Origin of the sequence: Marinobacter sp. LV10R520-4, from assembly GCF_002563815.1 — a bacterium.
GTDB lineage: Bacteria > Pseudomonadota > Gammaproteobacteria > Pseudomonadales > Oleiphilaceae > Marinobacter.
On the sequence record NZ_PDJM01000001.1, the window covers coordinates 3,132,663 to 3,157,987 of the forward strand.

Annotated in this window: 23 protein-coding genes; 19 read left to right on the top strand and 4 right to left on the bottom strand. The window is 55.8% G+C overall.

Annotation, left to right across the window (positions count from 1 at the left end; translation table 11 throughout):
• Positions 1-11: 11 nt before the first annotated feature.
• On the bottom strand, positions 12-1,928 hold the full coding sequence (locus ATG98_RS15215; RefSeq protein ID WP_098423741.1) for a putative nucleotidyltransferase substrate binding domain-containing protein: 1,917 nt from the start codon (positions 1,926-1,928) through the stop codon (positions 12-14).
• A 128-nt stretch (positions 1,929-2,056) separates the two neighbouring features.
• Here ATG98_RS15215 and smrA point away from each other — a divergent pair, with 128 nt between their 5' ends.
• From smrA to ATG98_RS15230, 3 genes are read left to right on the top strand one after another with little or no spacing between them, the layout of a single operon-like run.
• Complete coding sequence (smrA, locus tag ATG98_RS15220) at positions 2,057-2,641, top strand: DNA endonuclease SmrA (protein ID WP_098421611.1); 585 nt, start codon at positions 2,057-2,059, stop codon at positions 2,639-2,641.
• A 47-nt stretch (positions 2,642-2,688) separates the two neighbouring features.
• Positions 2,689-2,895 (top strand): hypothetical protein, encoded by a 207-nt coding sequence (locus ATG98_RS15225; protein WP_098417980.1) that lies wholly within the window; start codon positions 2,689-2,691, stop codon positions 2,893-2,895.
• The gene (locus ATG98_RS15230) at positions 2,895-3,995 is read left to right on the top strand and encodes a DUF3080 domain-containing protein (RefSeq protein WP_179888180.1); all 1,101 of its coding nucleotides are present in this window, start codon (positions 2,895-2,897) and stop codon (positions 3,993-3,995) included. The genes ATG98_RS15225 and ATG98_RS15230 overlap by 1 nt, the downstream gene beginning before the upstream one ends.
• 64 nt (positions 3,996-4,059) lie before the next feature.
• Here ATG98_RS15230 and ATG98_RS15235 read toward each other — a convergent pair whose 3' ends face one another.
• From ATG98_RS15235 to wrbA, 3 genes are read right to left on the bottom strand one after another with little or no spacing between them, the layout of a single operon-like run.
• Positions 4,060-5,898, bottom strand: coding sequence for a GspE/PulE family protein (locus tag ATG98_RS15235; protein WP_098417981.1), 1,839 nt, complete (start codon positions 5,896-5,898; stop codon positions 4,060-4,062).
• 55 nt (positions 5,899-5,953) lie between these two features.
• Positions 5,954-6,313: a DUF2069 domain-containing protein gene (locus tag ATG98_RS15240; RefSeq protein WP_098417982.1), complete on the bottom strand. Its 360-nt coding sequence runs from the start codon at positions 6,311-6,313 to the stop codon at positions 5,954-5,956.
• 43 nt (positions 6,314-6,356) lie between these two features.
• Positions 6,357-6,962: an NAD(P)H:quinone oxidoreductase gene (gene wrbA / locus ATG98_RS15245; protein WP_098417983.1), complete on the bottom strand. Its 606-nt coding sequence runs from the start codon at positions 6,960-6,962 to the stop codon at positions 6,357-6,359.
• Positions 6,963-7,183: 221 nt separating this feature from the next.
• Between wrbA and ATG98_RS15255 the strand changes: the two genes are divergently transcribed.
• From ATG98_RS15255 to rpoS, 16 genes are all read left to right on the top strand, one after another.
• Complete coding sequence (locus ATG98_RS15255; protein ID WP_098417984.1) at positions 7,184-7,660, top strand: TlpA family protein disulfide reductase; 477 nt, start codon at positions 7,184-7,186, stop codon at positions 7,658-7,660.
• A 68-nt stretch (positions 7,661-7,728) separates the two neighbouring features.
• The gene (gene dnaE / locus ATG98_RS15260; protein WP_098417985.1) at positions 7,729-11,214 is read left to right on the top strand and encodes a DNA polymerase III subunit alpha; all 3,486 of its coding nucleotides are present in this window, start codon (positions 7,729-7,731) and stop codon (positions 11,212-11,214) included.
• Positions 11,215-11,396: 182 nt separating this feature from the next.
• Positions 11,397-12,350 carry an acetyl-CoA carboxylase carboxyl transferase subunit alpha gene (gene accA, locus ATG98_RS15265; RefSeq protein ID WP_098417986.1) on the top strand — a complete coding sequence of 318 codons (954 nt, stop codon included), beginning with the start codon at positions 11,397-11,399 and terminating at the stop codon, positions 12,348-12,350.
• Positions 12,334-13,716, top strand: coding sequence for a tRNA lysidine(34) synthetase TilS (gene tilS / locus ATG98_RS15270; protein ID WP_098423743.1), 1,383 nt, complete (start codon positions 12,334-12,336; stop codon positions 13,714-13,716). The genes accA and tilS overlap by 17 nt, the downstream gene beginning before the upstream one ends.
• An 87-nt stretch (positions 13,717-13,803) precedes the next feature.
• The gene (locus ATG98_RS15275; protein ID WP_098417988.1) at positions 13,804-15,432 is read left to right on the top strand and encodes a CTP synthase; all 1,629 of its coding nucleotides are present in this window, start codon (positions 13,804-13,806) and stop codon (positions 15,430-15,432) included.
• A 3-nt stretch (positions 15,433-15,435) separates the two neighbouring features.
• On the top strand, positions 15,436-16,281 hold the full coding sequence (gene kdsA / locus ATG98_RS15280) for a 3-deoxy-8-phosphooctulonate synthase (RefSeq protein ID WP_098417989.1): 846 nt from the start codon (positions 15,436-15,438) through the stop codon (positions 16,279-16,281).
• 260 nt (positions 16,282-16,541) lie between these two features.
• Positions 16,542-17,837 carry a phosphopyruvate hydratase gene (gene eno, locus ATG98_RS15285; protein ID WP_098417990.1) on the top strand — a complete coding sequence of 432 codons (1,296 nt, stop codon included), beginning with the start codon at positions 16,542-16,544 and terminating at the stop codon, positions 17,835-17,837.
• A gap of 208 nt (positions 17,838-18,045) precedes the next feature.
• A complete protein-coding gene (locus ATG98_RS15290) occupies positions 18,046-18,354 on the top strand; it encodes a septum formation initiator family protein (protein ID WP_098417991.1) in 309 nt (102 codons plus the stop codon).
• A gap of 38 nt (positions 18,355-18,392) precedes the next feature.
• The gene (gene ispD, locus ATG98_RS15295) at positions 18,393-19,094 is read left to right on the top strand and encodes a 2-C-methyl-D-erythritol 4-phosphate cytidylyltransferase (RefSeq protein ID WP_098423745.1); all 702 of its coding nucleotides are present in this window, start codon (positions 18,393-18,395) and stop codon (positions 19,092-19,094) included.
• Between the two features lie 24 nt (positions 19,095-19,118).
• Entirely contained in the window at positions 19,119-19,598 is a 480-nt protein-coding gene (ispF, locus tag ATG98_RS15300; protein ID WP_098417993.1) for a 2-C-methyl-D-erythritol 2,4-cyclodiphosphate synthase, read from the top strand.
• Positions 19,595-20,698, top strand: a complete 1,104-nt coding sequence (gene truD, locus ATG98_RS15305; RefSeq protein ID WP_098417994.1) for a tRNA pseudouridine(13) synthase TruD — start codon at positions 19,595-19,597, stop codon at positions 20,696-20,698. The genes ispF and truD overlap by 4 nt, the downstream gene beginning before the upstream one ends.
• Before the next feature lie 19 nt (positions 20,699-20,717).
• Entirely contained in the window at positions 20,718-21,488 is a 771-nt protein-coding gene (surE, locus tag ATG98_RS15310; protein ID WP_098421613.1) for a 5'/3'-nucleotidase SurE, read from the top strand.
• Positions 21,485-22,141 (top strand): protein-L-isoaspartate(D-aspartate) O-methyltransferase, encoded by a 657-nt coding sequence (locus ATG98_RS15315; protein WP_098423747.1) that lies wholly within the window; start codon positions 21,485-21,487, stop codon positions 22,139-22,141. Before surE ends, ATG98_RS15315 begins: the two co-directional genes overlap by 4 nt.
• On the top strand, positions 22,141-23,139 hold the full coding sequence (locus ATG98_RS15320) for a DUF368 domain-containing protein (RefSeq protein ID WP_098417996.1): 999 nt from the start codon (positions 22,141-22,143) through the stop codon (positions 23,137-23,139). Before ATG98_RS15315 ends, ATG98_RS15320 begins: the two co-directional genes overlap by 1 nt.
• Positions 23,140-23,327: 188 nt before the next feature.
• Positions 23,328-24,134, top strand: coding sequence for a peptidoglycan DD-metalloendopeptidase family protein (locus ATG98_RS15325; protein ID WP_098417997.1), 807 nt, complete (start codon positions 23,328-23,330; stop codon positions 24,132-24,134).
• A 177-nt stretch (positions 24,135-24,311) separates the two neighbouring features.
• Complete coding sequence (rpoS, locus tag ATG98_RS15330; protein ID WP_098423749.1) at positions 24,312-25,313, top strand: RNA polymerase sigma factor RpoS; 1,002 nt, start codon at positions 24,312-24,314, stop codon at positions 25,311-25,313.
• Positions 25,314-25,325 lie beyond the last annotated feature (12 nt).

Consider the following 25,325-nt stretch of genomic DNA (forward strand, 5'->3'; position numbering starts at 1 on the left):
AGGCCCCGAGGCTAGAGCTGGTAAGCCAGTTCCAGCTTCTGTTGCAGGCGCTGGGCCTGGCGGAAAGATTCGCGGAGAATTCGTCGATCCAGCGGATTCAGATCATCTGGGTCAATGTAATTGGTTAACGGCTCTTTGTTTTCCAACATTTCATTGTGCGCCCGCATACGGATAGCCTGTATCAGGCTGTAGGCTTCTTTCCAGGCATTGGCGTCTTTGGCGTCAAACACGCCCTTGCGAGCCAGTTCATCCATCCGCTCCAGGGTGTTCGCAGCTCCCACGCCGTTAGCCAGAGCAAACACCCGCACTGATTCAACGAAGGGCGCCAGGCCCTGGCGCTTCAGATCTAACGCACGGTTTTTACCATCGCTGACATAGCGAAAGCTGCGGAACATTGTCAGTGGCGGTTTTCGGGTAAAGGCGTTGCCCGCCAGCATTTTTTGAAATAGCGAATTGTTGCCGATACGCATCAAAACTGTCTGGAACAGCTCGTACACAGGTTCGCCAGGGCCGAACACCGCCCGCATATCGAGGAAGATCGACGAATATATGAGGTTCTGCGATGTCGAAGCATCGATAAAGTGCACGAACCAGTCGTCCCATTCGGCGCCACTCAAGCACAGTTTCGGGTTGCTGGCCATAATATTACCCTTGCACAGGGTGAAACCACATTCTGCCAGCTCGTCGTTCACGATGCGCGCGAACGGCAGCAGTTTCTCTCGCACTTGATCTTCCGTCATACCCTCCGGCGTGGTGAACAATATGCCGTTGTCCTGATCGGTTAACAGGGTTTGCTCCTGGCGACCCTCGCTGCCGAACGTCAGCCAGGTAAACGCTATGCCGGGATCGTTTTTGGCGATGTTCAGTTCTAATACGCGGCGCACAGTGACGTCGTTCAGGGTGGTAATGATTTTTACAATCTGGCCTGAATCGGCGCCATGGGCCAACATGGAATCAACCAGGCGCGAGACATCCGCGCGCAGGCTTACCAGGGTGCGCAGGTGGGTGGCGGTACCAATGGTGCGTGCAAGGTTGACCAGATCTACCCGCTGCAATGCAAACAGGTCCCGTTCTGACACAACGCCAATCAATTTGTTCTCGTCGTCCACCACGCAAATGTGGGCAAAGTGATGCTCCGCCATCAGCATGGCGGCTGCAAAGGCATCTTCTTTTGCCAGCAATGAGCAGGGGTTCGGTGTCATAACGTGCCGAATCGGTGCGCTCAGGGGAGCCTTTTCTTCGGCAATCAGTGTGCGCAAGTCGCGCAATGTGAAAATACCCACCGGGTGTCGGTTGTCGTCGGTGATGACAATGCTGCCTACGCTGTTTTCATGCATGCGCGCCACAGCTTTGCGCACCGGCAAGTCGGGTGTGCAGACAATAGGATTGCGCAGGGCGAAGCGCTCCAGCGGCGAGTCTAACGTAAAGCTCGAACCAATCGACGCCATGGCGCCGGACTGTATGCGCTGATTCACCTGATCTAGCAGACTGCTAACGCCGCGCAGGCAAAAGTCGCGGAAGGTATCGCTTTGGGTAAACAGAGTGACAAAAGCTTCATGCTCAATGCTCAGACAGAATGTGTCGCCCACCGACCGGTGCACGGTGCGGGTAGGCCGCTCACCCACCAGTGCCGCCAGTGGAAAGCAGTCCCCAAGGCCAATCTCGAAAGTGGTTTCGATGCGATCGTCCCTGCTATTCAGTCGCTCACCACGGATCCGACCCTGCTTTACAACGTAAAATTGTTTGACGACGCCGTCGTCCGCGGACAGAACCACCTCGTCATTAGCGTAAAAACGCAGCGCAGAGTGCTCTGCAAAGTGCGCCAGATGATCTTCGTCCATATTGGAGAAAGGCGGATGATTTTGCAGAAAAGCCATAACGGCCCGGGTATTTTGCGGGCGATTCTGGTCTTGAGAGGCTGCTGCCATGTTCGGTTTCACTCTGTCGACGACGGATGGATTTGCTTACAGTCTAGTGCAGGCGCCGCCGGATTGCTTTATGGCATCGCAGGCCAATGGTAAAGTTCGCCGCATTAGGAACCATTGATAATACTGTCATGACTACAAAAGAAGATCGACTGAGTTTTCTCGCCGAAATGGGCGATGTGAAACGTATAAAACGGCCAAACAAAGCCGATGTTGTGGTACCTCGCGAACTGACGCCGGGCCACGTGGAACGGCAGCGGGCAGCTATCGCGTTGCCGCTGAAAGACACCAACCCGCTAACGGCGGACATGGTTGAGCCTTTGACCGCTCAGGATATTCTGAGCTGGAAGCGCCCCGGCATTCAGAACGGCGTGTTTCGCAAACTGCGACTGGGTTACTACCCCAGCGAAGCCAAGTTGGACTTGCACGGGATGACGGTAGACGAAGCCCGACGCCAAGTGTTTGGTTTTGTAAATGACTGTATGCGCTATGACCTGCGAACGGTAACGATTCTGCACGGTAAAGGCGAACGCAACCGCGACGGTATCGCCTGGCTCAAAAGTTACCTAGCCAAGTGGTTACCGGAATTGGAGCCGGTGTTGGCGTTTCATACAACACAAAAGCACCACGGCAGTACCGGCGCCATTTACGTTATGATCCGCAAGAGTGATCGCGAAAAACAGAATAATCGGGAAGCCCACGACCGGCGCGACTAAGCATCGCCGATGGCAACCTCAACTATGAATCGAAATCGGAGAAATGTATGGCCTATCTGCTGACAAAAAAGACCGCTTTGGTCATTGTTTCACTGATCGCCTTGGCAGGCTGCACAGATCGCGTCATTTGGGAAGATAACGGCGCTATTGAAAAAACCACCGAGAATCGGGAAATCTGGGACACTAACGGCAAGATGGGTAATGGCGATCGCCCGATATGGGTTAACAAAGACGGCGAAAAAGTCGTGAAGTAATGACAATGCCTCGGGCCTTTGGAATCGTTGGAAAAAACTCGGTTAGGGCTTCTCTAACGGTGCTTGCAGCCATCTTTCTCGCTGCCTGTAATCCGTTTGATGAAGCGCGACCCATGATGGATGAGTACGTTGAGCGCCTGGGCCGGGTGTTGGATACTGACCCTCAGTTCAGCGAGCCGGCCCCGGCGCCTATTTTACCGCGCCGCCGTGAACGGGTTTTGGACATGCCCGAGCTGGAACTCGGAATGCTGGACTTTCTGTCGCTCTACGGCTGTGATCTGCAATTTGTCGTCGGTGAGAAAAATTCCATCTTGGGCAAGGTTATGCAGCCGCTAAACCGTTTGAGGTACGAACTGCGTTTCATTGCCAGCGCTGAAAAATGCCTGCAAAGCAGCGTTGATGATGATGGAGATAAAGATCTGCAGGACATGTTGCGGCAAGCCATCAGTAGTAAACGCGAGAACCTGCCAATCGCGCTTTGGAACGCAACCTGGGGTGTTGAGGAAGTCGAGAACCTGTTTACCACCAGCAAGGGATTTTATCCAGTGATTGCCGAAAATCCGCTGTCGGACCTCGCCCGTGAAGCTGTTCAGTTAGAGCGCGTGGCACGGAGTCTTCTTAGTGGCGAATTGGATCAGAATCTGGACTTTGCCGGGGCTGTGCAACAGCGTTGGCAGGCCGAGTATCACGCCGGTCAGTTAATCAACAGCGCCCTGCTAGTGGCGGCGAGACTGAATGACGGCACGGAGCTGATTCAACGCCGGCTGGCGCAGCGCCCTCTGTGCTTGAATGGTAAGCCCAACAATCAGTCCACTATCGTAAATGATATGTTTTTCAGTGTTTACATTGGCAAGGTGCAGCCGTATCTGGCGGAATTGCGCCGTGCCCGAACTGATTTGCTGGAGCCCCTGGCGCAGCTGGCGCAGATTCAAACCGCCGTGATGCCGCAGAGTTTCCAACGCTGGAAGGCCCGTGCCTTGCCCGCCGAGGCCGTTGCTGAGAGCGCAAGCGTGTGGGGTGATCTGGACCAGGCCTTGGCCGAACACACCCGAAGCTGGCAGCAGCTATTGGAGCAGTGCGGCTTGCGCCCGGGTGCTTAAAGCGTATTGATGAACGAACAGTGCTTAACAAAGTGCTTAACGAAAAGCGCTTAACAAATAGTATCTAGCGCTGACTTTCGGGCGTCACCCGCAGAATTTCTTCAACGCTGGTCAGCCCGGCGGCAACCTTTTGCGCGCCACTCAGTCGCAATGACTTCATGCCGCTTTTGTAAGCGTCCGCACGCAATTGCTCCAGTTCGCAGCCCTCGGTGATTTGCCGCACCATGGCGTTGGACAACTCCAGTATCTCATAAACGCCCGAGCGGCCAATGTAGCCGGTCTGGCGGCATTCCAGGCATCCGGCCGGCTGATAGAATTCTTTTGGCAGAGGCGCACGCCAGGGCTGGGTCAGGGTTTTCCATGCATGTTCATCGGGCTCGCAGGCCACTTTGCAATGGGGGCAGAGGTTCCGGGTCAGGCGTTGAGCCATAATGCCCAGCACCGTCGCGCGAATCAGGTACGGGGGAATGCCCAGCTCCATCAGTCGGGTGATGGCACTGGGGGCATCGTTGGTGTGCAGGGTGCTAAGAACCAGGTGGCCCGTCAAAGCGGCCTGTACCGCCATTTCTGCGGTTTCCAGATCACGGATTTCGCCAATCATGATAATGTCAGGATCCTGTCGCAGCAGTGCCCGAACGCCTGCGGCGAAGGTTAGATCGATGTTGGTCTGCACTTGCATCTGGTTAAACGCCGGCTCCACCATTTCAATGGGGTCTTCAATGGTGCATACGTTCAGTTCTGGCGTGGCAAGCTGTTTGAGTGTGGAATACAGGGTGGTAGTTTTACCCGAGCCGGTAGGGCCGGTTACCAGCACAATACCGTGGGGCCGGCTGGTAATGCCGTTCCAGCGTTCGCGGTCCTCACGGCTAAAACCCAGCTGCTCGTAGGATTTCAGCAGCACGTCCGGGTCAAAAATGCGCAGCACCATTTTTTCGCCAAAGGCGGTGGGCAAGGTGGCCAGGCGCAGTTCTACTTCCTGACTGTCCGGCTTGCGGGTTTTTATACGCCCGTCCTGTGGCCGGCGTTTTTCGGCCACGTTCAGCCTACCCAGTATCTTCAGGCGACTGGTTACAGCAGTGCCTACGTGGCCGGGAAATTCGTACACCGAATGCAACACGCCATCAATGCGAAAGCGCACCCGGGTAATGCCGCGGCGCGGCTCTATGTGAATGTCAGATGCGCGCTGCTCAAAAGCGTATTGCAGCAGCCAGTCGACAATTTTCACCACGTGTTGATCATTGGCTTCGGGCTTGTCGCTGGTTCCCAGATCCAGTAACTGCTCGAAGTTCTGGTGGCCCGCCAGCGTTCCTTTAGCCTGGCCACCGCTGGCTTTATCTACTGAACTGGCAAGCTGATAGAATTCCTGGGTATAACGGCGTAAGTCCTCGGGATTGACGACCACCCGTTTTAACTCTTTGTGCACGGCCTGACGCAGGTTGTGCTCCCACTCCGAACGAAAGGGTTCGGCGCTGGCAATCAGCACCTGGTCATTATGGATTTCTACTGCCAAAATGCCGTGGCGCTGGGCGAAGGCGAAGGACATCACCCGCGCAATAGCCGCGGCGTCAATTTTTAGCGGATCAATATGGTAGTAATCTTGTCCGGCCCAGTCGGCCAGCCATTGAGTCAGCCGCTCCAGATTCAGGGTTTGCCCAGAATGCTGACTGTTCAGAGCAGCAATAGCGACCAGTTCCAGTGGGTGGCGCGGTACTGTGTCGCCTCCGGCGCTGCCAAGATTGGCAGACATCACACGTTCTGCGTCGGTTTGCAGAATGTCGCCGCTGCTGACCAAAGCCGTGCAAATATCCCGCAGGGTCAAGGTCGCTCTTGCCGGCGCCTGGGGTACCTTGGCCTTCTGTACTTTGGCCGGCGGGCGTTTGTCACGGGGAGGCACTGAAGCCATAAACTGGGCGTCCGTTGCAGTCATCGGGGGGAGAGCGGTGTGCTATCAGCAACACTCAGGCCGTCTCGGGCCGATTTACCTTAAGGTGAATCATCGCCACAGTAAACAGCAAGAAGGTTAGCGCGGTTGTAATAACCGGCCCGATGGCGCCCTCACTGAGCCAGGCTGACACCACGCCTTGGGTGAAATAGAAAATGATAACGAAGGATAACCAGATATAGGCGCGACTGTTGCCGCGATACACCGGCACAATAAAACCGATCAGAGGTAACAGTTTTACCGCCAGTATCATGGTGATGGAGACGCCTTCGTCCGGCCCCGGGAAAAAAGCAGTCACCACCAGGGTAATCATAGTGGCCAAATAGAGCGCCAGAGTAATACGTGCCGTTATGAGTGCTTTCGGGTTACGCAACATGTCAGAAATCCGCAATTGTTTAAGGTGATTCCGCGACAGCGGATTAGTCGGCCAGCTTCAACGCCAGGCGAGCCAGGCGCTCGCCAAACGCTTGGCAAAGAACCTGCTCGTGTTCGCTCAGTGGCAGCTGTTCACCGGTGCCGGCGAAATGACTAGGGCCATAAGGTGTGCCGCCGGTCGTGGTTGCACCCAAAGCCGGCTCGCTGTAGGGCAAACCGCACAGCACCATGCCATGGTGGAGCAGTGGCAGCATCATCGACAGTAATGTGGTTTCCTGCCCGCCATGAAGGCTGCCTGTTGACGTAAAGGCTCCGGCGGGTTTGCCAGCCAAGGCGCCGGCAATCCACAAATCACCGGTAGTATCCAGAAAGTACTTTAACGGCGCGGCCATATTGCCAAAGCGGGTAGGGCTGCCAATGGCCAAACCAGAGCAGGCAGCCAAATCGTCTTTGCTAACATAGGGTGCGCCTTCATCGGGCACCGGTGGCACTGCGCTGGTTGTTTCCGGTGCTACCGGCGGCACGCTGCGAATTCGCGCCTGCATGCCGCTCACCCGGGCAACGCCGCGGGCAATGCGATTAGCCATGTCGGCGGTTTGGCCGGTGCGGCTGTAATACAGAATCAGCACGTAGGGAGCCGGTGCGGTCATGGCAAAGATCCTCGAAATGTCAGCTTGGTAAAATTGAATTACAGAATAGTCAGTACGTTTTCCGGAGGTCGCCCGATGACCGCTTTGCCATTTGCCTGCACAATAGGGTGCTCAATCATTGTGGAAAATCCGGGTAGGTTCTGTCATCTTCTTGCCTGATAATGTGCACGTGGCGGGCGAATATAAATTCGCGGTCGCATAGTTTAACAGGAGGACTTTGCTTGCAATACCCTGTGACCGGTTTTGCCTTTATTACTGGCCGCCTGGCGGCGGCTGCATGTGTGTTTGCCGCGATGGTTGCGCTGGCGGGTTGTAGCAAGATTGAGCTGGAGCGCAATGAAGGTGCACCATTGGCCTGGAACGAGCTACGCGGGCAATGGGTATTGGTGAATTACTGGGCCGAATGGTGTAAGCCCTGCCTGAAGGAAATTCCCGAACTGAATGCCTTGAGCCAGAACCCGGCTATTACCGTGCTCGGCGTTAACTTTGATGGTATCAGCGGTGCCGAACTGCGCCAGCTGGGCGAACGCATGGGCATTGGCTTTGATCTGCTGAATCAGGACCCGGGCCCGCAGTTCGGCTGGCAAACGCCCATTGCGCTGCCTGCTACGCTGGTTATAAACCCACAGGGCGAGTTACAGCAGGTGCTATTTGGCGAGCAGACCCAGGCCAGTATTCGCGTCGCCATCGGCCTGTAAATGGCCGTTGATAGCGGCCGGCTTTATTTGTTTTATTCGTATTTCCGCTTTAATCAGGATTATCTGCAATGACTGCCCAGACCTTTGTACATCTTCGCATTCACTCTGAACATTCCTTGGTGGATGGCCTGGTACGGGTAAAGCCGTTGATCAAACGGGTGGTGGAGCTTGGTATGCCTGCGGTAGGGCTCACCGAACAGTCCAATATGTTCTCGCTGGTGCGATTTTACAAAGCCGCGCTTGGCGCCGGGGTGAAGCCTATTATTGGCGCCGATTTATGGCTGGAAAACCCGGATGAGCCAGAAAGCCCGTTTCGCACAACCCTGCTGGCCAGTAACAACGACGGCTACCTGAACCTGACCGAAATTGTTTCGCTGGGTTATACCGAGGGTCAGCGTTTTGGCAAGCCCATCATTAAGCGCGAATGGCTGGAAGCCCGAAGTCAAGGCCTGATTATGCTCTCGGGTGGCAAAATGGGCGATGTTGCCAAGGCGATGTTGTCAGATAAACCTAAACTTGCCCGCGACCGGGCCTGCTATTGGCGTGACCTGTATCCCGGCAGTTTTTATCTGGAGCTTCAGCGCACTGGCCGTGCGGGTGATGAAGACTGCTTGCATCTAAATGTGGAACTGGCGGCCGAGTTGGGTCTGCCAGTGGTGGCTACCAACGATGTCCACTTTATTTATGCGGAAGATTTCGAGGCTCACGAAGCCCGCGTGTGTATTGGCGAAAGCCGCACTCTGGACGATCCGCGCCGCGACCGCCGCTTTAGTGATCAACAGCACCTGCGCAGCTCTGAAGAAATGATCGAGCTGTTTGCCGACATTCCCGAAGCGGTGGAAAACACCCTGGCCATTGCCCGCCGCTGCTCGGTTACCGTGCGCATGGGAGAGTATTTTCTGCCCAATTATCCGGTGCCGGAAGGCCTGACCATGGACGACTACTTTCGCCAGGTATCGGAAGAGGGTCTGGAAGATCGTCTGGCCAAAACTCTGCCCAAAGACGATCCGGATTACGACAACAAGCGCCAGGCTTATTACGACCGGCTGAAGTTTGAGCTGGACATCATCATCCAGATGGGTTTTCCCGGCTATTTTCTGATCGTGATGGACTTTATCAAGTGGGCAAAGAACAACGGCGTGCCGGTGGGGCCGGGCCGTGGTTCCGGTGCCGGTTCCCTGGTGGCCTACGCCCAGTTGATTACGGACCTGGATCCCCTGCAATACGATCTGCTGTTTGAACGCTTTTTGAACCCCGAGCGGGTCTCCATGCCCGACTTTGACGTCGACTTCTGCATGGAAGGCCGCGATCGGGTAATCGCCTATGTGGCCGAAAAATACGGTCGCGAAGCGGTATCGCAGATTATTACGTTCGGTACCATGGCAGCCAAAGCCGTGGTGCGTGATGTCGCGCGGGTGCAGGGCAAGTCTTACGGGCTGGCGGACAAACTGTCCAAGATGATCCCGTTTGAAGTGGGTATGACCCTGGCTAAGGCCGTAGAGCAGGAACCATCACTTAAGGAATTTCTGGCTCAGGACGAAGAAGCCCAGGAAATCTGGGAAATGGCCATCAAGCTTGAAGGTGTGTGCCGTAACGCCGGCAAACACGCAGGCGGTGTGGTGATTGCGCCGACTAAAATCACCGACTTTTCGCCGCTGTATTGTGACGACGACGGCGGCAGCCTGGTAACCCAGTTCGACAAAAACGATGTGGAAGACGCCGGCCTGGTGAAGTTTGACTTCCTCGGCCTGCGCACGCTGACCATCATCGATTGGGCGCTGAAAATGATCAATCCGCGGCGGGAAAAGCGCGGGTTGAAGCCGGTGGACATCAGCGAGATTCCGCTGGACGACCCGGCCTCGTTCGTGATGCTGAAAAAGGCCGAAACCACCGCCGTGTTCCAGCTGGAATCCCGCGGTATGAAGGACCTTATCCGACGTCTGCAACCGGATTCCCTGGAAGATATGATCGCCCTGGTGGCGCTGTTCCGCCCAGGCCCTTTGCAGTCGGGCATGGTAGACGACTTTATCGACCGAAAGCATGGCAAGCAGCCGATGTCTTTCCCGCACCCGGATTATCAGTATGAAGGCCTGAAGCCGGTATTGGAGCCCACTTACGGCGTTATCCTGTACCAGGAACAGGTTATGCAGATCGCCCAGGTAATGGGTGGCTACAGTCTGGGTAACGCGGACATGCTGCGCCGCGCCATGGGTAAGAAAAAACCCGAAGAAATGGCCAAGCAGAAGCAGTTTTTTCTGGATGGCTGTGCCGGCAATAATATTGATAAGACCCTGGCGGAAAACATCTTTGACCTGGTGGAAAAGTTTGCCGGTTACGGCTTCAACAAATCCCACTCCGCCGCTTATGCACTGGTGTCTTATCAAACTCTTTGGTTAAAGGCTCACTACACCGCTGAGTTTATGGCTGCCGTGCTCACCGCCGATATGCAGAACACCGACAAGGTGGTTACGCTGGTGGAGGAGTGCCGTAGTTTGAAACTGGATTTGGTGCTGCCGGATGTCAGTACCTCTGAATACGCCTTCACCGCCAATGACGATGGCCAGGTCGTGTACGGCCTTGGCGCAATCAAAGGCCTTGGTGAAGGCCCCATTGACAGCATCGTTACAGCGCGCAAAGAAAATGGGCCGTTCACTGATCTGTTTGACTTTTGCCGTCGGGTTGATCTGAAAAAGGTGAACAAACGGGCGCTAGAAGCGATGATTCGCGCTGGCGCTATGGACACATTAGGCGCCGGCCGAGCCCAGCTGATGGCCAGCATCGGAAAAGCCATACTACAGGCCGGTCAGCAGTCGCGTAATGAAGCAGCCGGCATGGTGGACATGTTTGGCGATACCTTGGAAACCGCCGCTGACGTAGACGCCTATATCGATGTTGCGGACATTCGTGAGTGGTCTGAAAAACAACGGCTTAAAGGTGAAAAAGACACGCTTGGACTCTATCTGACCGGGCATCCGTTTGATGAATACGAGCGCGAAGTTCGGCGCTTCGTGCGCTCCTCCATCGCCGACCTGAAACCCAATAAATCGCCACAAAGGGTAGCCGGGCTGGTGGTGGCGCAGCGCACCATGAAAACGCGCACCGGTTCCACCATGTGCTTTATTACTCTGGATGATCGTAGCGGGCGCATCGAAGCGACGCTGTTTTCCGAAGCGTTTTTTGAAAACCGCGAACTGTTGCAGTCAGATCAGGTCATTGTAGTAGAAGGCCAGGTCAGCCACGATGACTACTCTGGTCAGATGAAGATGCGGGTTAACTCGGTGATGGATGTAGCCAGCGCCCGCCAGCAGTTCAGCCGCGGTTTGCAGTTGAAGCTGAATGAAAACCAGCTTGGCAATGGCCTGCTGGATTCACTGGAACAATTGCTGGCCCCGCATCGCTGCGAGGGCAGCCCGGTGTGGATTGAGTACACCAGTCCGGCCGCCAGCACTCGTATTGAGTTGGGTTCATCCTGGCGGGTAGAGCCCAACGACAGCCTGCTGCTGGAGCTGAAATACTTGGTGGGCGACCGTAGCGTGGAACTGGTCTATGATTAAAGGCAATACTTATTTGTTTGCTGCGCTGGCCGAGGCGGGCGTGGCATCGTAAAGATTACCATTTTGTCAGGTAGGTGCAGTCAGGCCAATGTCCGCTTTAGGCTCGGCGACTGCACTGTTATCTTGGACACAAATTCTGGCCTGGCGGCTTTGGCTGCCACGAATTCAAATGACGGAACATCATGAACCCTAATTATCTCGATTTCGAACAGCCCATTGCCGATCTGGAAGCCAAAATCGAAGAGCTGCGGATGGTGGGCAACGACACTGACATCAATATCACCGATGAAATTGCCCGGCTCAAGAAAAAGAGCGTTAGCCTGACGGAGAGCATTTTCTCTGACCTCAAACCGTGGGATGTTACGCGGTTGGCGCGGCACCCGCGCAGACCCTACACGCTCGATTACATAGAGATGTTGTTTGACGATTTCGATGAGCTGCACGGTGACCGTCGCTACGCTGACGACTATTCGATGGTGGGTGGCACGGCCCGTATTAATGACATGCCGGTCATGGTGCTTGGTCACCAGAAAGGCCGTGAAGTGCGCGAGAAAGTGAAGCGTAACTTTGGCATGCCGCGCCCGGAAGGTTACCGCAAAGCCTTGCGGCTGATGGAAATGGCCGAGCGTTTCAAAATGCCGATTCTGACCTTTATCGACACCCCGGGCGCTTATCCCGGTATCGGTGCGGAAGAGCGCGGGCAGAGTGAAGCCATTGCGTTCAATCTGGCGGTCATGTCGCGTTTGAAAACGCCAATTATTTCCACTGTTATCGGCGAGGGCGGTTCTGGCGGAGCATTGGCTATTGGTGTGTGCGATCAGCTGAACATGCTGCAGTATTCTACCTACGCGGTTATTTCCCCGGAAGGTTGTGCGTCCATTTTGTGGAAAAGTGCGGATTACGCATCGGAAGCCGCTGCAGCCATGGGCGTGACGGCAGATCGCCTGAAAGACCTGGGTCTGGCTGATAATGTGATAAAAGAACCCCTGGGTGGCGCCCATCGCAAACCCCAGGATATGGCCAATTCGCTTAAGGTTACGTTAGCAGAAGGCCTGGCCGAGTTGACCCGCTTGCCTCTGGACGAACTGGTTGCAAGGCGCTATGAGCGCCTGACCCACTATGACAGCGGGCGCTAGCCAAAGCGCCCCGGCCTGGCCATCGCCGTTGCGCGATCTGGCCAGGCAGCTTCCCCAGCACGACCGCCTGTGCATTGCCTTCAGTGGCGGTCTGGATTCTTCTTTACTGTTGCATCTGTTCGCGGCAATCACGCCCGCATCTGTCGCCTTATCTGCGCTGCACATCAATCACCAGTTACAGCCTAACGCTGCAGACGTGGAAACCTTTTGCCGCGAAACCTGTGCGCGCCTTAGCGTGCCCCTGCAGGTTGTTGCGGTAACGGTGCCGGTCGAGGCAGAGGGCGCCGGGGGCTTGGAGCAGGCTGCGCGCGAAGCCCGCTACGGTGTGTTTGAACAACAACTGCGTGCCGGTGAGCTGTTATTATTGGCCCACCACGGCGACGATCAACTGGAAACCGTGCTGTTCCGTTTGTTTCGCGGCACTGGCGTGGCGGGTCTGGCGGGCATGCCTTTCACCCGCGCTTTGGGTGCCGGTGCTCTGGCGCGACCGCTGCTTGAGTTTTCCCGTGCGCAGCTGGAAGCCTGGGCCGAGAGCGCCGGACTGCCGTGGATCGAAGACCCCAGCAACAGCGACCAACGTTTTGATCGCAATTACCTGCGCAACAGCGTGATTCCACCGCTAAAAACCCGCTGGCCATGGTTCATACGGCGTGTAGAGGCATCAGCCCGCGGCTGTGCCGACAGCCATACGCTAAACCAAAAGCTGGCGCAGCTTCAGTGGCATGCCTGTGATGGGGTCTATCAGCACAGCCAGCCTTATTCGCTGGACCAGCGTGCGTTTGCTGAACTGTCGCCTCCGGAGCAGGGCAACCTGCTGCGCTGGTGGTGCCAGTCTTGCGGCTTACCTGCGCCTGTGTCTGCAGACTGGCAGCGGACTCTGGCAGGGTTAATGGAAGCCGCTGCAGATCGTGAGCCAGAACTGATGGGGCAGGGCTATAGCGTTCGACGCTTTCAACACAGACTGTATCTTGTGGTAGCGCAAAACCCCTTGCCGGCAGGCTCGCAACCGGTTTTACCGCAACAGCCGCTGCGTTGGGGTGAGTGGACATTGGCGTTAGCCCGGCAAAGTAGCGACCACAATCAGGGTAGTGAGCAGGGAATTGGGCCGCCGCCAATACGGGTATCTACGAGGCAGGGCGGTGAACGCATCCGCCTTTACCCTAAAGGACCGGCAAAAATCGTGAAAAAATGGCTGCAGGAGCAGGCCGTGCCACCTTGGGAAAGATCCCGTTTGCCCTTGGTGTTTGCGGGCTGTGGCGCTGCGGAGGAGTTAATTGCGGTGGGTTCTTTATGGTGCTCAGAAAAATACAGTGGAAGCGCTCCCTCAAGTGGCTGGCGGCTGATTGTGGGGCGGGATTGTGATTGAGCAGGTTGGGGCTTTCTGGTAGTCTGACGTCCCATCTTGAGATGACAATCTCCCCCCTCCACAGAACCTGACAATCATGGAATCTGCATGACGCGTTATATTTTCGTCACCGGCGGTGTTGTGTCCTCACTTGGGAAAGGAATCGCATCGGCCTCACTGGCCGCGATCCTTGAGGCACGCGGCCTGAAGGTAACCATCCTCAAGCTGGACCCGTACATTAACGTTGACCCGGGAACAATGAGCCCGTTCCAGCACGGTGAAGTGTTTGTCACCGACGACGGCGCTGAAACCGACCTGGATCTTGGCCACTACGAGCGCTTTATTCGCACCCCGATGACCCGGCGGAACAACTTTACTGCCGGCCGTGTTTACGAAGAAGTGATTCGTAAAGAACGCCGTGGCGATTATCTCGGCGGCACCGTGCAGGTTATTCCACACATCACCGATGAAATCAAACGCCGTGTCATTGAAGGCGCCGCAGGCGTAGACGTGGCGCTGGTGGAAGTGGGCGGCACCGTAGGCGACATCGAATCCTTGCCGTTTTTGGAAGCCTGCCGGCAGCTGAAAGTGGAAGTGGGTTCCAGTCGCGCTTTGTTTATGCACCTTACCCTGGTGCCCTACATTGCTACTGCCGGCGAAATTAAAACCAAACCGACCCAACACTCGGTGAAGGAGATGCGCTCCATTGGCCTGCAGCCAGACATTCTGCTGTGCCGCTCCGATCACGAAGTGGATGCCAGTTCGCGACGCAAGATTGCTCTGTTTACCAACGTTGAAGAGCGTGCGGTTATTCCCCTGCGTGATGCCAAATCGATTTATGTCATTCCGCGTATGCTGCACGACCATGGTCTGGACCAGCTGGTAATCGAGCGTTTCAACCTGGATGCCCGCGAAGCCGACCTCAGCGAATGGGATAAAGTGGTTGAATCCCTGATGAACCCGCAGCACGAAGTGACCATTGCCATGGTTGGCAAATACATGGAGCTGCTGGAAGCTTACAAGTCGTTGATTGAATCCCTGCTACACGCCGGAATCAAAACCCGCACCAAGGTCAATATTAACTACATCGACTCGGAAGACATCGAGCGTGACGGCACCGGCGTGCTCGGAAACGTTGATGCTATTTTGGTGCCTGGCGGTTTTGGCGAGCGCGGCGTGGAAGGCAAAATCCGCACCGTACAGTATGCCCGCGAGAACAAAGTGCCTTACTTGGGTATCTGTCTGGGTATGCAGGTAGCGGTGATTGAGTACGCTCGCAACATGGCCGGTCTGACAGACGCTCACAGCACCGAGTTTCGTCCCCACAGCCCCGAACCGGTCGTTGGTTTGATCACCGAATGGCTGGATGCCAGCGGCGAGCGCGAAGAGCGTACCGATAACTCCGACCTTGGCGGCACCATGCGCTTGGGGGGCCAGGATTGCGTTCTGGTCGAGGGTTCCAATATTGCCAACTGTTACGGCCGCAAAACGATTCGCGAACGTCACCGTCACCGCTATGAAGTGAACAACCACTTTTTGCTGTGTCTTGAAGAAGCCGGCTTGAAAGTGTCTGGCCGTTCTACCGATGGCAAACTGGTGGAAGTGGTCGAAGTGGAAGACCATCCCTGGTTTGTGGCGTGTCAGTTCCACCCGGAATTCACGTCTACACCTCGCGATGGCCATCCGTTGTTCAAGGGTTTTGTAGAAGCCGCCCTGGCACATCGCAAGGAGCACTGATTCATGGCACAAAGCACCGTTACCGTTGCTGATATCGACATTGCCAATCACAAGCCGTTCGTGCTGTTTGCGGGCATGAACGTGCTGGAGTCCCGCGAGTTGGCGTTAGAGGTTGCTGAAACTTACGTAGAGGTGTGCCGTAAACTGGGTATACCCTACGTGTTCAAGGCCTCTTTCGATAAGGCCAACCGCTCTTCGGTAAACTCGTTTCGCGGGCCGGGGCTGGACAAAGGCCTGCAGATACTGGCGGATATTAAAGCTAGGTTCGGTGTGCCGATTATTTCCGATGTGCACGAAGCCGCCCAGGCCGCTCCTGCAGCGGAGGTGTGCGACATTATTCAGCTGCCCGCGTTCTTGAGCCGCCAGACCGATCTGGTGGTGGCCATGGCAAAAACCGGCGCGGTCATCAATATCAAGAAAGCCCAGTTTCTGGCACCGCAAGAGATGAAACATATCATCGCCAAGTTCGGGGAAGCCGGTAACGATCGGATCATTCTGTGCGAGCGCGGCAGCAGCTTTGGTTACAACAACCTGGTGGTGGACATGCTTGGCTTTGGCATCATGAAGTCCATGAGCGTGCCGGTCATGTTCGACGTAACCCACTCGTTACAAATGCCCGGTGGACGCGCCGATTCCGCTGGCGGCCGCCGTGCGCAAGTGACGGAACTGGCGCTGGCAGGCATGTCCCAGGGCCTGGCCGGTCTCTTCCTGGAAGCTCATCCAAATCCGGACGAAGCGATGTGCGACGGACCCTGTGCGCTGCGACTTAGTCAGCTTGAGCCGTTCTTGGAAAGAGTGAAAGCCGTCGACGACCTGGTAAAAAGCTTTAAACCCATCGACACCGCCTGATTGGCGGTGTTTCAGTATGAGTACGAACAACGGGAGAGAGCGGGGAACGGCTTAGCGAAAATTTGCGTAGCCATGGATGGCGGAGCCTAAGCGCCCCATGGGTGAGGTAAGCGTCAATGAAGCAAAGCTTCATGCGCAGCCGAACGACAGCAATCAAAGATTGCTGTCCGGCCCCGTAGGGGGCTCGAGCGTTTTTCGCAAAGCCGTTCCCCGCTCTCTCTTACACCCGATTCTGACTAAAAACCCGGAGACCATGAAGAATGACCACAATTGCCAACATCAAAGCCCGCGAAGTTCTGGATTCCCGCGGTAACCCTACCGTTGAAGCAGACGTTATTCTTAAAGATGGCACTCTTGGCCGCGCCTGCGCACCGTCTGGCGCCTCCACCGGTTCCCGCGAAGCGCTGGAACTGCGTGACGGCGATGCGTCCCGTTACTTGGGTAAAGGCGTGCTCAAAGCCGTTGAAGCCATTAACGGCAAAATCCGCGATGCGCTGATGGGCAAAGACGCCGCGGACCAACGTGGCCTGGACAACACCATGCTGGCGCTGGACGGTACCGAGAACAAAGCCAACCTGGGCGCCAATGCCATTCTTGCGGTGTCACTGGCCGCCGCCAAAGCCGCTGCGGCGTCATTGGGCAAACCTTTGTACGAGCACATTGCGGACATTAACGGCACCCCCGGCAAGTACAGCATGCCAGTGCCGATGATGAACATTTTGAACGGTGGCGAACACGCCGACAACAACGTCGATATTCAAGAATTCATGGTGCAGCCTGTGGCCGCCAAGAGTTTCGCCGACGCTCTGCGCATTGGTGCCGAGATTTTCCACAGCCTGAAAAAAGTGCTGCAGGCACAGGGCTTGAGCACCGCAGTGGGTGACGAGGGTGGGTTTGCCCCCAACCTGCCGTCTAACGAAGCTGCATTGGCAATGATTCAGGAAGCGGTAGAAAAAGCCGGTTACAAGTTGGGCACCGACATTACCCTGGCTCTGGATTGCGCTGCCTCTGAATTCTACAAAAACGGCCAGTATGTGCTGGCTGGCGAAGGCAAGAGCTTTGACTCTGCCGGCTTTGCCGATTACCTGGCGGGCTTGGCTAAGCGCTACCCGATAGTGTCGATTGAAGACGGCATGGACGAAAGCGACTGGGACGGCTGGAAAATACTGACCGACAAAATTGGCGACAAGGTACAGCTGGTGGGCGATGACTTGTTCGTCACCAACACTAAAATCCTTAAGCGCGGTATCGACACCGGCGTGGCCAACTCCATTCTGATCAAGTTCAATCAGATTGGCAGTCTGAGCGAAACCCTGGACGCCATCAAGATGGCCCAGGACGCAGGATTTACCGCGGTGATCTCGCACCGTTCGGGTGAAACCGAAGACACCACCATCGCGGATCTGGCAGTTGCCACCTGCGCCGGCCAAATCAAGACTGGCTCTTTGTGCCGTTCTGACCGTGTAGCCAAGTACAATCAGCTACTGCGCATTGAAGAAACGCTGGGCGAAAAGGCGGCCTACAACGGTTTGCGTGAGATCAAAGGCCAGCGCTAACTCGTTCAGGTCGGCCCTTTTACTGGCTGTGGAAATGCAAAGGTCATGGTGCCAAGCTTGAAAGCCAGGCGCTATGGCCTTTTTTAACAGTTAGTTAGCAGCATTTGTTATTCCGCTTTATAAAGGTCTATACTATCGCTGTTGAGTGTTTTATAAGCACTGGACGCCAACCGTACAATCAACGCCCACTGGCAACGCGGAAACTGTTATGGCCGAGCCGTCTTCAAGCGCTTTTTTTTCGCCCATCAAACTTATTTGGGCCTTCATTATTGTGCTGGTTTTGTTACTGCAGGTACGCTTGTGGATCGGTGAGGGCAGTTTTGCCCAAGTTTGGGCGCTGGAACAGGCCATCGCAGAGCAGCAACAGGGCAATGACACGCTGGCGACTCGCAATGAGCGGTTATACGCTGAAGTACGTAACCTGCGCAATGAGCAGGGTGCGGTGGAAGAGCGTGCGCGAATCAATCTGGGATTGATACGCAATGATGAAACCTTCTTTTTGGTGGTCGACCAATAACCGCTGCTTTCTGCTCCACAACCACGGCGTCTCGGCTCATGCCTGAAGCTTCTCTTTGGCTGATTATTCCCGCTGCAGGTGTTGGTCAGCGCATGGCGGCTGAGTGCCCAAAACAGTACCTGCGTGTTGATGGTGAATACATATTGGATATAACCCTGCGGCGTTTGCTGACTGCGATGCCGGCGGCAGGGTGTATAGTGCCGTTAAGCCCCACCGACATTTGGTGGGCCGGCACGAACGCAAGCTCTGACAGTCGAATTGCAACTTGCGCCGGCGGTAACGAACGTGCCAATTCGGTACTCAATGCGTTACAGGCATTGGCGCCAAAGGCCAAGAATGACGACTGGGTGTTGGTACATGACGCGGCTCGCCCCTGCGTGGCGTCTGACGATCTTAAACGGCTGTTAGAAAAAGTGGGTGCCCACAGCGTGGGTGGCCTGCTGGCTTCACCGGTCACTGACACCCTCAAAATGGCAAGCCCCCAGGCGCCGGATACGGTGACGTCAACCGTTGATCGCCGCCACCTGTGGCGCGCGCTAACCCCGCAAGTGTTTCGCTACGGCCTGTTGCGTGACGCCTTACAAAGGGCGCTAAATCAGGGTTTTGCACTAACCGACGAGGCCTCGGCGATGGAGCAGGCGGGCCATCGGCCACTGCTGGTTGAAGGGCGGCCGGACAATATCAAAATCACCGTGCCTGCGGACTTGGCGCTGGCCGGCTTCATTCTTGGCCAGTTATAATTTGGTCATCCGAACGGAATTAGTATGCGAATTGGTCAGGGCTTTGATGTTCACGCTTTTTGTGAAGGCAACAAGATTGTTCTGGGGGGTGTCAGTATTCCCTATAGTCGTGGTTTAAAGGCTCACTCGGACGGTGACGTGCTGCTGCACGCGTTGGCGGATGCGCTGCTTGGCGCTCTTGCGCTGGGTGATATTGGCCACCTGTTTCCGGACACCAGCGCGGACTGGGCCGGTGCCGATAGTCGTGATCTGCTGCGTCGCGTCATGCAGCGGGTTCAGGAACTGAATTACAGCGTGGTGAATGTGGATGTCACCATCATCGCCCAGGCACCCAAAATGGCGCCCCACGTCAACGCCATGCGTGTGAATATTGCAGAAGACCTAAACATTACCGCCGGTCAGGTCAGTGTGAAAGCCACCACCAGCGAGCAGCTGGGCTTCACCGGCCGCGGGGAGGGCATTGCCTGCCAGGCGATTTGCCTGCTGCAAGCACAAAACTCATGAACGATACTCAAAACGGCCTTCAAAACGACACTCCAGATCCGGCGCAAGGCCATTACTGGCGTCTGCAATGGCCATTATCTACCGGCAAATGCGTGGCCAGTGCCGATTTTAAACACGGTGCAGACGACTTCCAGGTTAGTGAAGTTCTGGACAAGGCCAGCATTCAGGGCGAAAACGGCAGTGGCAATGCCGGCGAACACCTCTGCTTGCGGCTGCAAAAAACCGGCGACAATACCGAATATGTCGCCCGTGAACTGGCAGCGTTGGCCGATTTACGCCCCTTTGACGTGAGCTTTTGCGGCCTCAAAGATCGCCATGCCGTGACATGGCAGTGGTTCAGCCTTTATCGCCCGGGCCAGAATGACAGCGATGCAGATTTTATCGCCAGGGTCAGCGAATACTGGCCAGTCATAGACAGCTGTCGCAGCGCGAGCAAGCTGCGACGCGGTAATCACAGCGGTAATGGCTTTCGTATTATTTTGCGCAATGTGGATGGCGATCGAACCGCTATCGATCAGGCACTGGAACGTTTGGCAGAATCTGGCGCGCCCAATTATTTTGGCCCCCAGCGCTTTGGTCATAGCGGCGCCAACCTGGACCATGCGCTGTTGTTGAATCCGCGCTCGCTGAATCGCCCCACCAAAGGCCGTGGTAAGGGCCGTGGTCGCGGTGGCCGTAGCAGTCAGGATTCGAAAAATGTATTGTATTTTTCCGCTGCCCGTTCATGGCTTTTTAATGAAGTGCTGGCCGAGCGTGTCAACAAGGGTAGCTGGTGCCAGCCGATGGCTGGCGAGCCGGATGAGCAGAGGGTCACGGGCCCGTTGTGGGGCGATGGTGGTACCCGCGCGACCGGCGAACAGGAGCAGCTTGAGCGTGCGACCGTGGCGGCCAATCCGCAGTTAGCTGCGCTCTTTGCCAGCACTCGCATGCAGCCTGCGCGCCGGCCCCTGCAGTTGGTACCGCAAAACCTGAATTGGGAATGGCAAGACAGCGCCACGTTAGTAATCGAATTTACGCTGGGCGCCGGCCAGTACGCAACAACGCTGCTGGCAGACGTTTTTGCGTTGCAGGATCTTGCCCTGAGTCGGCTTACCGAATAACAAATCTATGGAGTACAAGGTGCGAATACTGTTATCCAACGATGACGGCGTGCACTCGCCGGGGTTAATCGCCCTTTACGAAGGCCTGCAAGGCCTGGGTGAACTGCACGTGGTGGCCCCTGATCGAGACCACAGCGGCGCTAGTAATTCGCTGACCCTGCAGCGCCCTTTGACGGTAGAAGAGCATCCTAACGGCTTTTACTCGGTAGATGGCACGCCAACGGACTGTGTCCATCTTGCTGTAAACGGTTTGTTTGACCAACCCTTTGACCGGGTCGTGTCGGGCATCAACACCCACGCCAATCTGGGCGACGACATTATTTATTCCGGCACCGTTGCGGCAGCCACCGAAGGCCGCCATTTAGGCCTTCCAGCGATTGCGGTTTCGCTTGTTAATAACGGCCGGTTTCATTACGACACCGCCGCACGGGTGGTTGCTACACTGCTGAAATTCCACAAACCAATGGACCTTGGGCCGCGTTCCATTCTGAACGTGAATGTACCGGATTTGCCCTGGAGCGAACTGGCGGGATTCCGCGTAACCCGCCTGGGCGACCGTGAACGGGCCGAGGGTGCGGTGTCTGTGACCTGTCCCCGTGGCAAGAAACGCTACTGGATAGGCGCTGCGGGTAACGGTGGTGATGCCGGCCCGGGCACCGACTTCCACGCTATTTCCCAAGGCTACGTGTCGATCACGCCGGTTCATATCGACATGACCCGGCACCAAGTGATGTCTAGCCTGCGTGACTGGGTTGAAGCCTTGGAAGACAGTTCGGGCAAACCGCAATGAGTGCGCACCTGCAGGGCATAGGCATGACGTCCAGGCGTACCCGCCTGCGCCTGATTCGGCGCCTGAAAGACAAAGGTATTTTGTCATCCCAGGTGTTGGATGCTATAGCCGAAGTTCCGCGCCATATTTTTCTCGATGAAGCCTTGGCGCACCGGGCCTATGAAGACACCGCTTTGCCGATTGGCCACAACCAGACCTTGTCACAACCCTATATTGTCGCCCGTATGACCGAATTGCTGTTCGCCCACCAACCGAAGAAAGTGTTGGAATTGGGCACCGGCTCTGGCTACCAGACCGCGGTGCTGTGCAGTTTGTTTACCGAGGTGTTCAGTGTTGAACGCATAAAACCACTTCAGGACCGGGCACGGGAGCGCCTGCGCGATTTAAAGTGTCGTAATGCTGTGCTGCGCCACGCTGACGGCGGTATAGGCTGGCCCGAACGTGGCCCGTTTGACGGCATTATTGTGACCGCCGCACCCACAGAGGTTCCCTCCGAGTTGCTGCAGCAGTTGGCAGACAACGGCGTTCTGATCTCCCCGGTGGGGGATGAGCGGCAGAGACTGGTGCAAATTGTGCGCCGCGGCGATCGTTTTGAGCGCACCGAGCTGGAAGCGGTCAAGTTTGTGCCTCTGCTGGGCGGAGTGGTGCGCTGATGAGCCAAACGTCGCTCACTTCGCAGACGAACGAAGCTAACGCAAAGAATGCAGGTTTGCGTTCCCAGGGGTTGCCGTCGGTTTTTCTACGCGGTGTGGCTATGGGTGCGGCTGACATAGTTCCTGGCGTTTCCGGTGGCACCATTGCGTTTATTACCGGCATCTATTTTCGCTTGCTGGCGGCGATAAATGCAGTGCCTAAAGCGCTTTTGACCGACTTGATTCGGGGCCGCGTTGCGGTTTTCTGGCAGGTTTGCGATGGTAGTTTTTTGTTGACTCTGCTGGGTGGCATTGTGCTGAGCATTGCCACCATGGCATCGGCGATCAGCTACTTACTGGCCACTTATCCGATCTTGCTGTGGAGTTTTTTCTTCGGACTGATTCTGGCCTCTGTGTGGCACGTCGGGCGTGAAGTTCGCCAGTATCATTGGCGCCTGGTGCTGCCTTTATTGGCGGGGACGGCCTTTGCCTGGTGGATAACCAGCTTGCCGGCTATGGCCGCCGAACCTTCGGCGCTCATGTTTCTGTTCGCTGGAGCTATCGCTATTTGTGCGATGATTCTACCGGGCATTTCCGGCAGTTTTATTCTGGTCATCATGGGCATGTACCTGCCAGTGCTCAGTGCTATAAAAGGCTTTGACGTTGCGTTGTTGTTACTGTTTGTTGGCGGCTGCGCGGCGGGTCTTTTTTCCATTGCTCGTATCATCACCTGGGCCTTTGACCGTTTTCACGACGGTGTTCTGGCACTGTTGATCGGATTTATGCTGGGCGCGCTGAACAAGGTTTGGCCCTGGAAAGAAACTCTGAGCTGGCGGATCAACAGCGCCGGAGAGCAGGTGCCCGTGCACGAAATCAGCATTAGCCCGGCGCTGTTTGCTGAACTGACCGACCTGAATCCACTCGTTTTCCAGGCCTTGCTGATGGCCGTGGCGGGCATTCTGATGGTGCTGGTGGTGGAGTGGTTGGGGTTGCGCTTTGCCGGGCGCAAGCGCTCTTGAATGTTACGAAATGTAAGAAGTCCTGTTCCCCCGGGTAACACCAGTGCCCGTCAATCCTGTTGCGCCAGTTTGAAAAATCATCGCAACAAGAGTTGCTTACAGCGAATATCCCGAAACTACTTAGACACCGGCGCGAGCTTGCATTATTGTTGAGCTGAATTTTTCATAACCGCATCGGTACCTATGTCGTGATTTTCCAGCCTCGCGTTTTATTCAACTATCCGGCCGCAACCCTGTTGTGGTTGACGTTGATGCTGAGCGGTTGCAATACAGCGGCGCTTTACCAGGACGATATTTATAACCCCCCGGTGTATTGGGGCCAGCACATGGTCAAGTCCGGTGAAACGCTGTACGGCATTGCCTGGCGCTACGGTCGCGATTATCGAGAGTTGGGCAACGCCAATGGTTTGCGAGCACCCTGGACCATTCGAGCGGGCCAGGTGTTGCGTCTTGACAAGCGTGGCCGAGCGCCCGCTACAGCCGTTGCAGGGGCTGGGGCCAAGCGCAACGCAACGGCGGTAACGAGCAGCAGCGCCCGAACTCCCAAGCCCACCAGGCAACCTGCAATTACCCGAAAGCCTGACACAAGCGCACCTCTGGCGTCGCAGACCCAGACCGTTGCCGATATAAAATGGCGATGGCCTCACTCTGGCACTGTAATTGCTAACTTTTCAGCATCGGGGAAAGTCAACAAAGGGATTGATATTGCCGGAAAATCCGGCGACTCTGTACGGGCGGCGGCTGGCGGAAGTGTGGTCTATGCCGGCAGCGGTTTACTGGGTTATGGCAACCTTGTCATCGTTAATCACAGCGAGCAGTATCTCAGCGCTTATGGGCACAATCGTAAAATACTGGTCAAAGAAGGGGAGAACGTTCAGGCTGGTCAGATAATTGCTGAATTGGGCAACAGCGGCGCAGATCGGCCAATGTTGCATTTTGAAATACGAAAAAATGGTAACCCAGTAAATCCAGCATATTATTTACCAGCGCGGTAGACTAGGTGACACTACGTAAAAGCACGTACACGCACATAAAATAATAATGAAACAACAGCGGCCAGGGTGGCCATGAATAGATGTCCTGAATACGACCACGAGAATAGAACGGCACGTCCGACTTAACAAACAAAACACGGGCGCTGTCCAGGATCATTTAGAGGCGGGGCAAACAGAATGTCACAATATCAGGAAGACTTGATTGTCGATCGCGTCGAACAGTCCGAAGACGCTGAAAAGAAAATACCAAGATCTGGGGATACAGCCTCACCGCGTAAGGTTGCGATCAAAGCAGCTGCGAAACCTGCAAGTCGTTCGGCGAGCAGTCGTTATTACAGCAGTAGCAAACAGCTGGACGCCACACAGCTTTACCTCAACGAAATAGGCTTTTCGCCTCTGCTTACCCCTGAAGAAGAAGTGTACTTTGCACGTCTGGCCCGAAAAGGCGAGGAATCAGGTCGTAAGCGCATGATTGAAAGCAACTTGCGGCTGGTTGTAAAAATCGCTCGGCGCTATGTGAATCGCGGCCTGACCCTGCTCGACTTGATTGAAGAGGGTAACCTTGGTTTGATTCGCGCGGTCGAGAAGTTTGATCCAGAGCGCGGGTTTCGCTTCTCTACCTATTCTACATGGTGGATTCGCCAAACCATCGAACGCGGCATCATGAATCAGACCCGCACTATTCGCCTGCCTATTCACGTGGTGAAAGAACTCAACCTGTATCTGCGGGCAGCCCGCGAACTGACCCAGCAACTGGACCACGAGCCCACAGCTGAAGAAATTGCCCGTAAGGTCGACAAACCGGTTAAAGACGTTAAGCGTATGCTCGGGCTGAACGAGCGCGTTGCTTCCATGGACACGCCCATTGGCGCCGGCGGTGAAAAATCCCTGCTGGATACGGTCGCCGACGAAGGTGCATCAGACCCCGCCGATGTGCTGCAGGACAACAACATTTCGGCCTGCCTGCAACAGTGGATTGACCAGCTCAGCGAAAAACAGCAGGAAGTGCTGGCCCGCCGTTTTGGCCTTCGTGGCTATCCTGTTAGTACGCTGGAAGAAGTCGGGCAGGAAATCGGGCTTACCCGCGAACGAGTGCGCCAGATTCAGGTGGAAGCTCTACGTAGGCTGCGCGAAATTCTGGAAAAAGAGGGGCTTACCGGAAATCTTCTATTTCAGTAGCAATAAGGCTGC

What these genes read in the sequence shown, in the direction of transcription:
- ATG98_RS15225 (WP_098417980.1), top strand. Translation starts at nt 2,689, where the DNA reads ATGGCCTATCTGCTGACAAAAAAGACCGCTTTGGTCATTGTTTCACTG.
- wrbA (WP_098417983.1), bottom strand. Translation starts at nt 6,962, where the DNA reads ATGACCGCACCGGCTCCCTACGTGCTGATTCTGTATTACAGCCGCACC.
- truD (WP_098417994.1), top strand. Translation starts at nt 19,595, where the DNA reads ATGAACGATACTCAAAACGGCCTTCAAAACGACACTCCAGATCCGGCG.
- tilS (WP_098423743.1), top strand. Translation starts at nt 12,334, where the DNA reads ATGACAGCGGGCGCTAGCCAAAGCGCCCCGGCCTGGCCATCGCCGTTG.
- ATG98_RS15275 (WP_098417988.1), top strand. Translation starts at nt 13,804, where the DNA reads ATGACGCGTTATATTTTCGTCACCGGCGGTGTTGTGTCCTCACTTGGG.
- ispF (WP_098417993.1), top strand. Translation starts at nt 19,119, where the DNA reads ATGCGAATTGGTCAGGGCTTTGATGTTCACGCTTTTTGTGAAGGCAAC.
- accA (WP_098417986.1), top strand. Translation starts at nt 11,397, where the DNA reads ATGAACCCTAATTATCTCGATTTCGAACAGCCCATTGCCGATCTGGAA.
- ATG98_RS15215 (WP_098423741.1), bottom strand. Translation starts at nt 1,928, where the DNA reads ATGGCAGCAGCCTCTCAAGACCAGAATCGCCCGCAAAATACCCGGGCC.
- ATG98_RS15290 (WP_098417991.1), top strand. Translation starts at nt 18,046, where the DNA reads ATGGCCGAGCCGTCTTCAAGCGCTTTTTTTTCGCCCATCAAACTTATT.
- smrA (WP_098421611.1), top strand. Translation starts at nt 2,057, where the DNA reads ATGACTACAAAAGAAGATCGACTGAGTTTTCTCGCCGAAATGGGCGAT.
- ispD (WP_098423745.1), top strand. Translation starts at nt 18,393, where the DNA reads ATGCCTGAAGCTTCTCTTTGGCTGATTATTCCCGCTGCAGGTGTTGGT.
- dnaE (WP_098417985.1), top strand. Translation starts at nt 7,729, where the DNA reads ATGACTGCCCAGACCTTTGTACATCTTCGCATTCACTCTGAACATTCC.
- eno (WP_098417990.1), top strand. Translation starts at nt 16,542, where the DNA reads ATGACCACAATTGCCAACATCAAAGCCCGCGAAGTTCTGGATTCCCGC.
- ATG98_RS15315 (WP_098423747.1), top strand. Translation starts at nt 21,485, where the DNA reads ATGAGTGCGCACCTGCAGGGCATAGGCATGACGTCCAGGCGTACCCGC.
- ATG98_RS15235 (WP_098417981.1), bottom strand. Translation starts at nt 5,898, where the DNA reads ATGGCTTCAGTGCCTCCCCGTGACAAACGCCCGCCGGCCAAAGTACAG.
- rpoS (WP_098423749.1), top strand. Translation starts at nt 24,312, where the DNA reads ATGTCACAATATCAGGAAGACTTGATTGTCGATCGCGTCGAACAGTCC.
- ATG98_RS15320 (WP_098417996.1), top strand. Translation starts at nt 22,141, where the DNA reads ATGAGCCAAACGTCGCTCACTTCGCAGACGAACGAAGCTAACGCAAAG.
- ATG98_RS15230 (WP_179888180.1), top strand. Translation starts at nt 2,895, where the DNA reads ATGACAATGCCTCGGGCCTTTGGAATCGTTGGAAAAAACTCGGTTAGG.
- kdsA (WP_098417989.1), top strand. Translation starts at nt 15,436, where the DNA reads ATGGCACAAAGCACCGTTACCGTTGCTGATATCGACATTGCCAATCAC.
- ATG98_RS15240 (WP_098417982.1), bottom strand. Translation starts at nt 6,313, where the DNA reads ATGTTGCGTAACCCGAAAGCACTCATAACGGCACGTATTACTCTGGCG.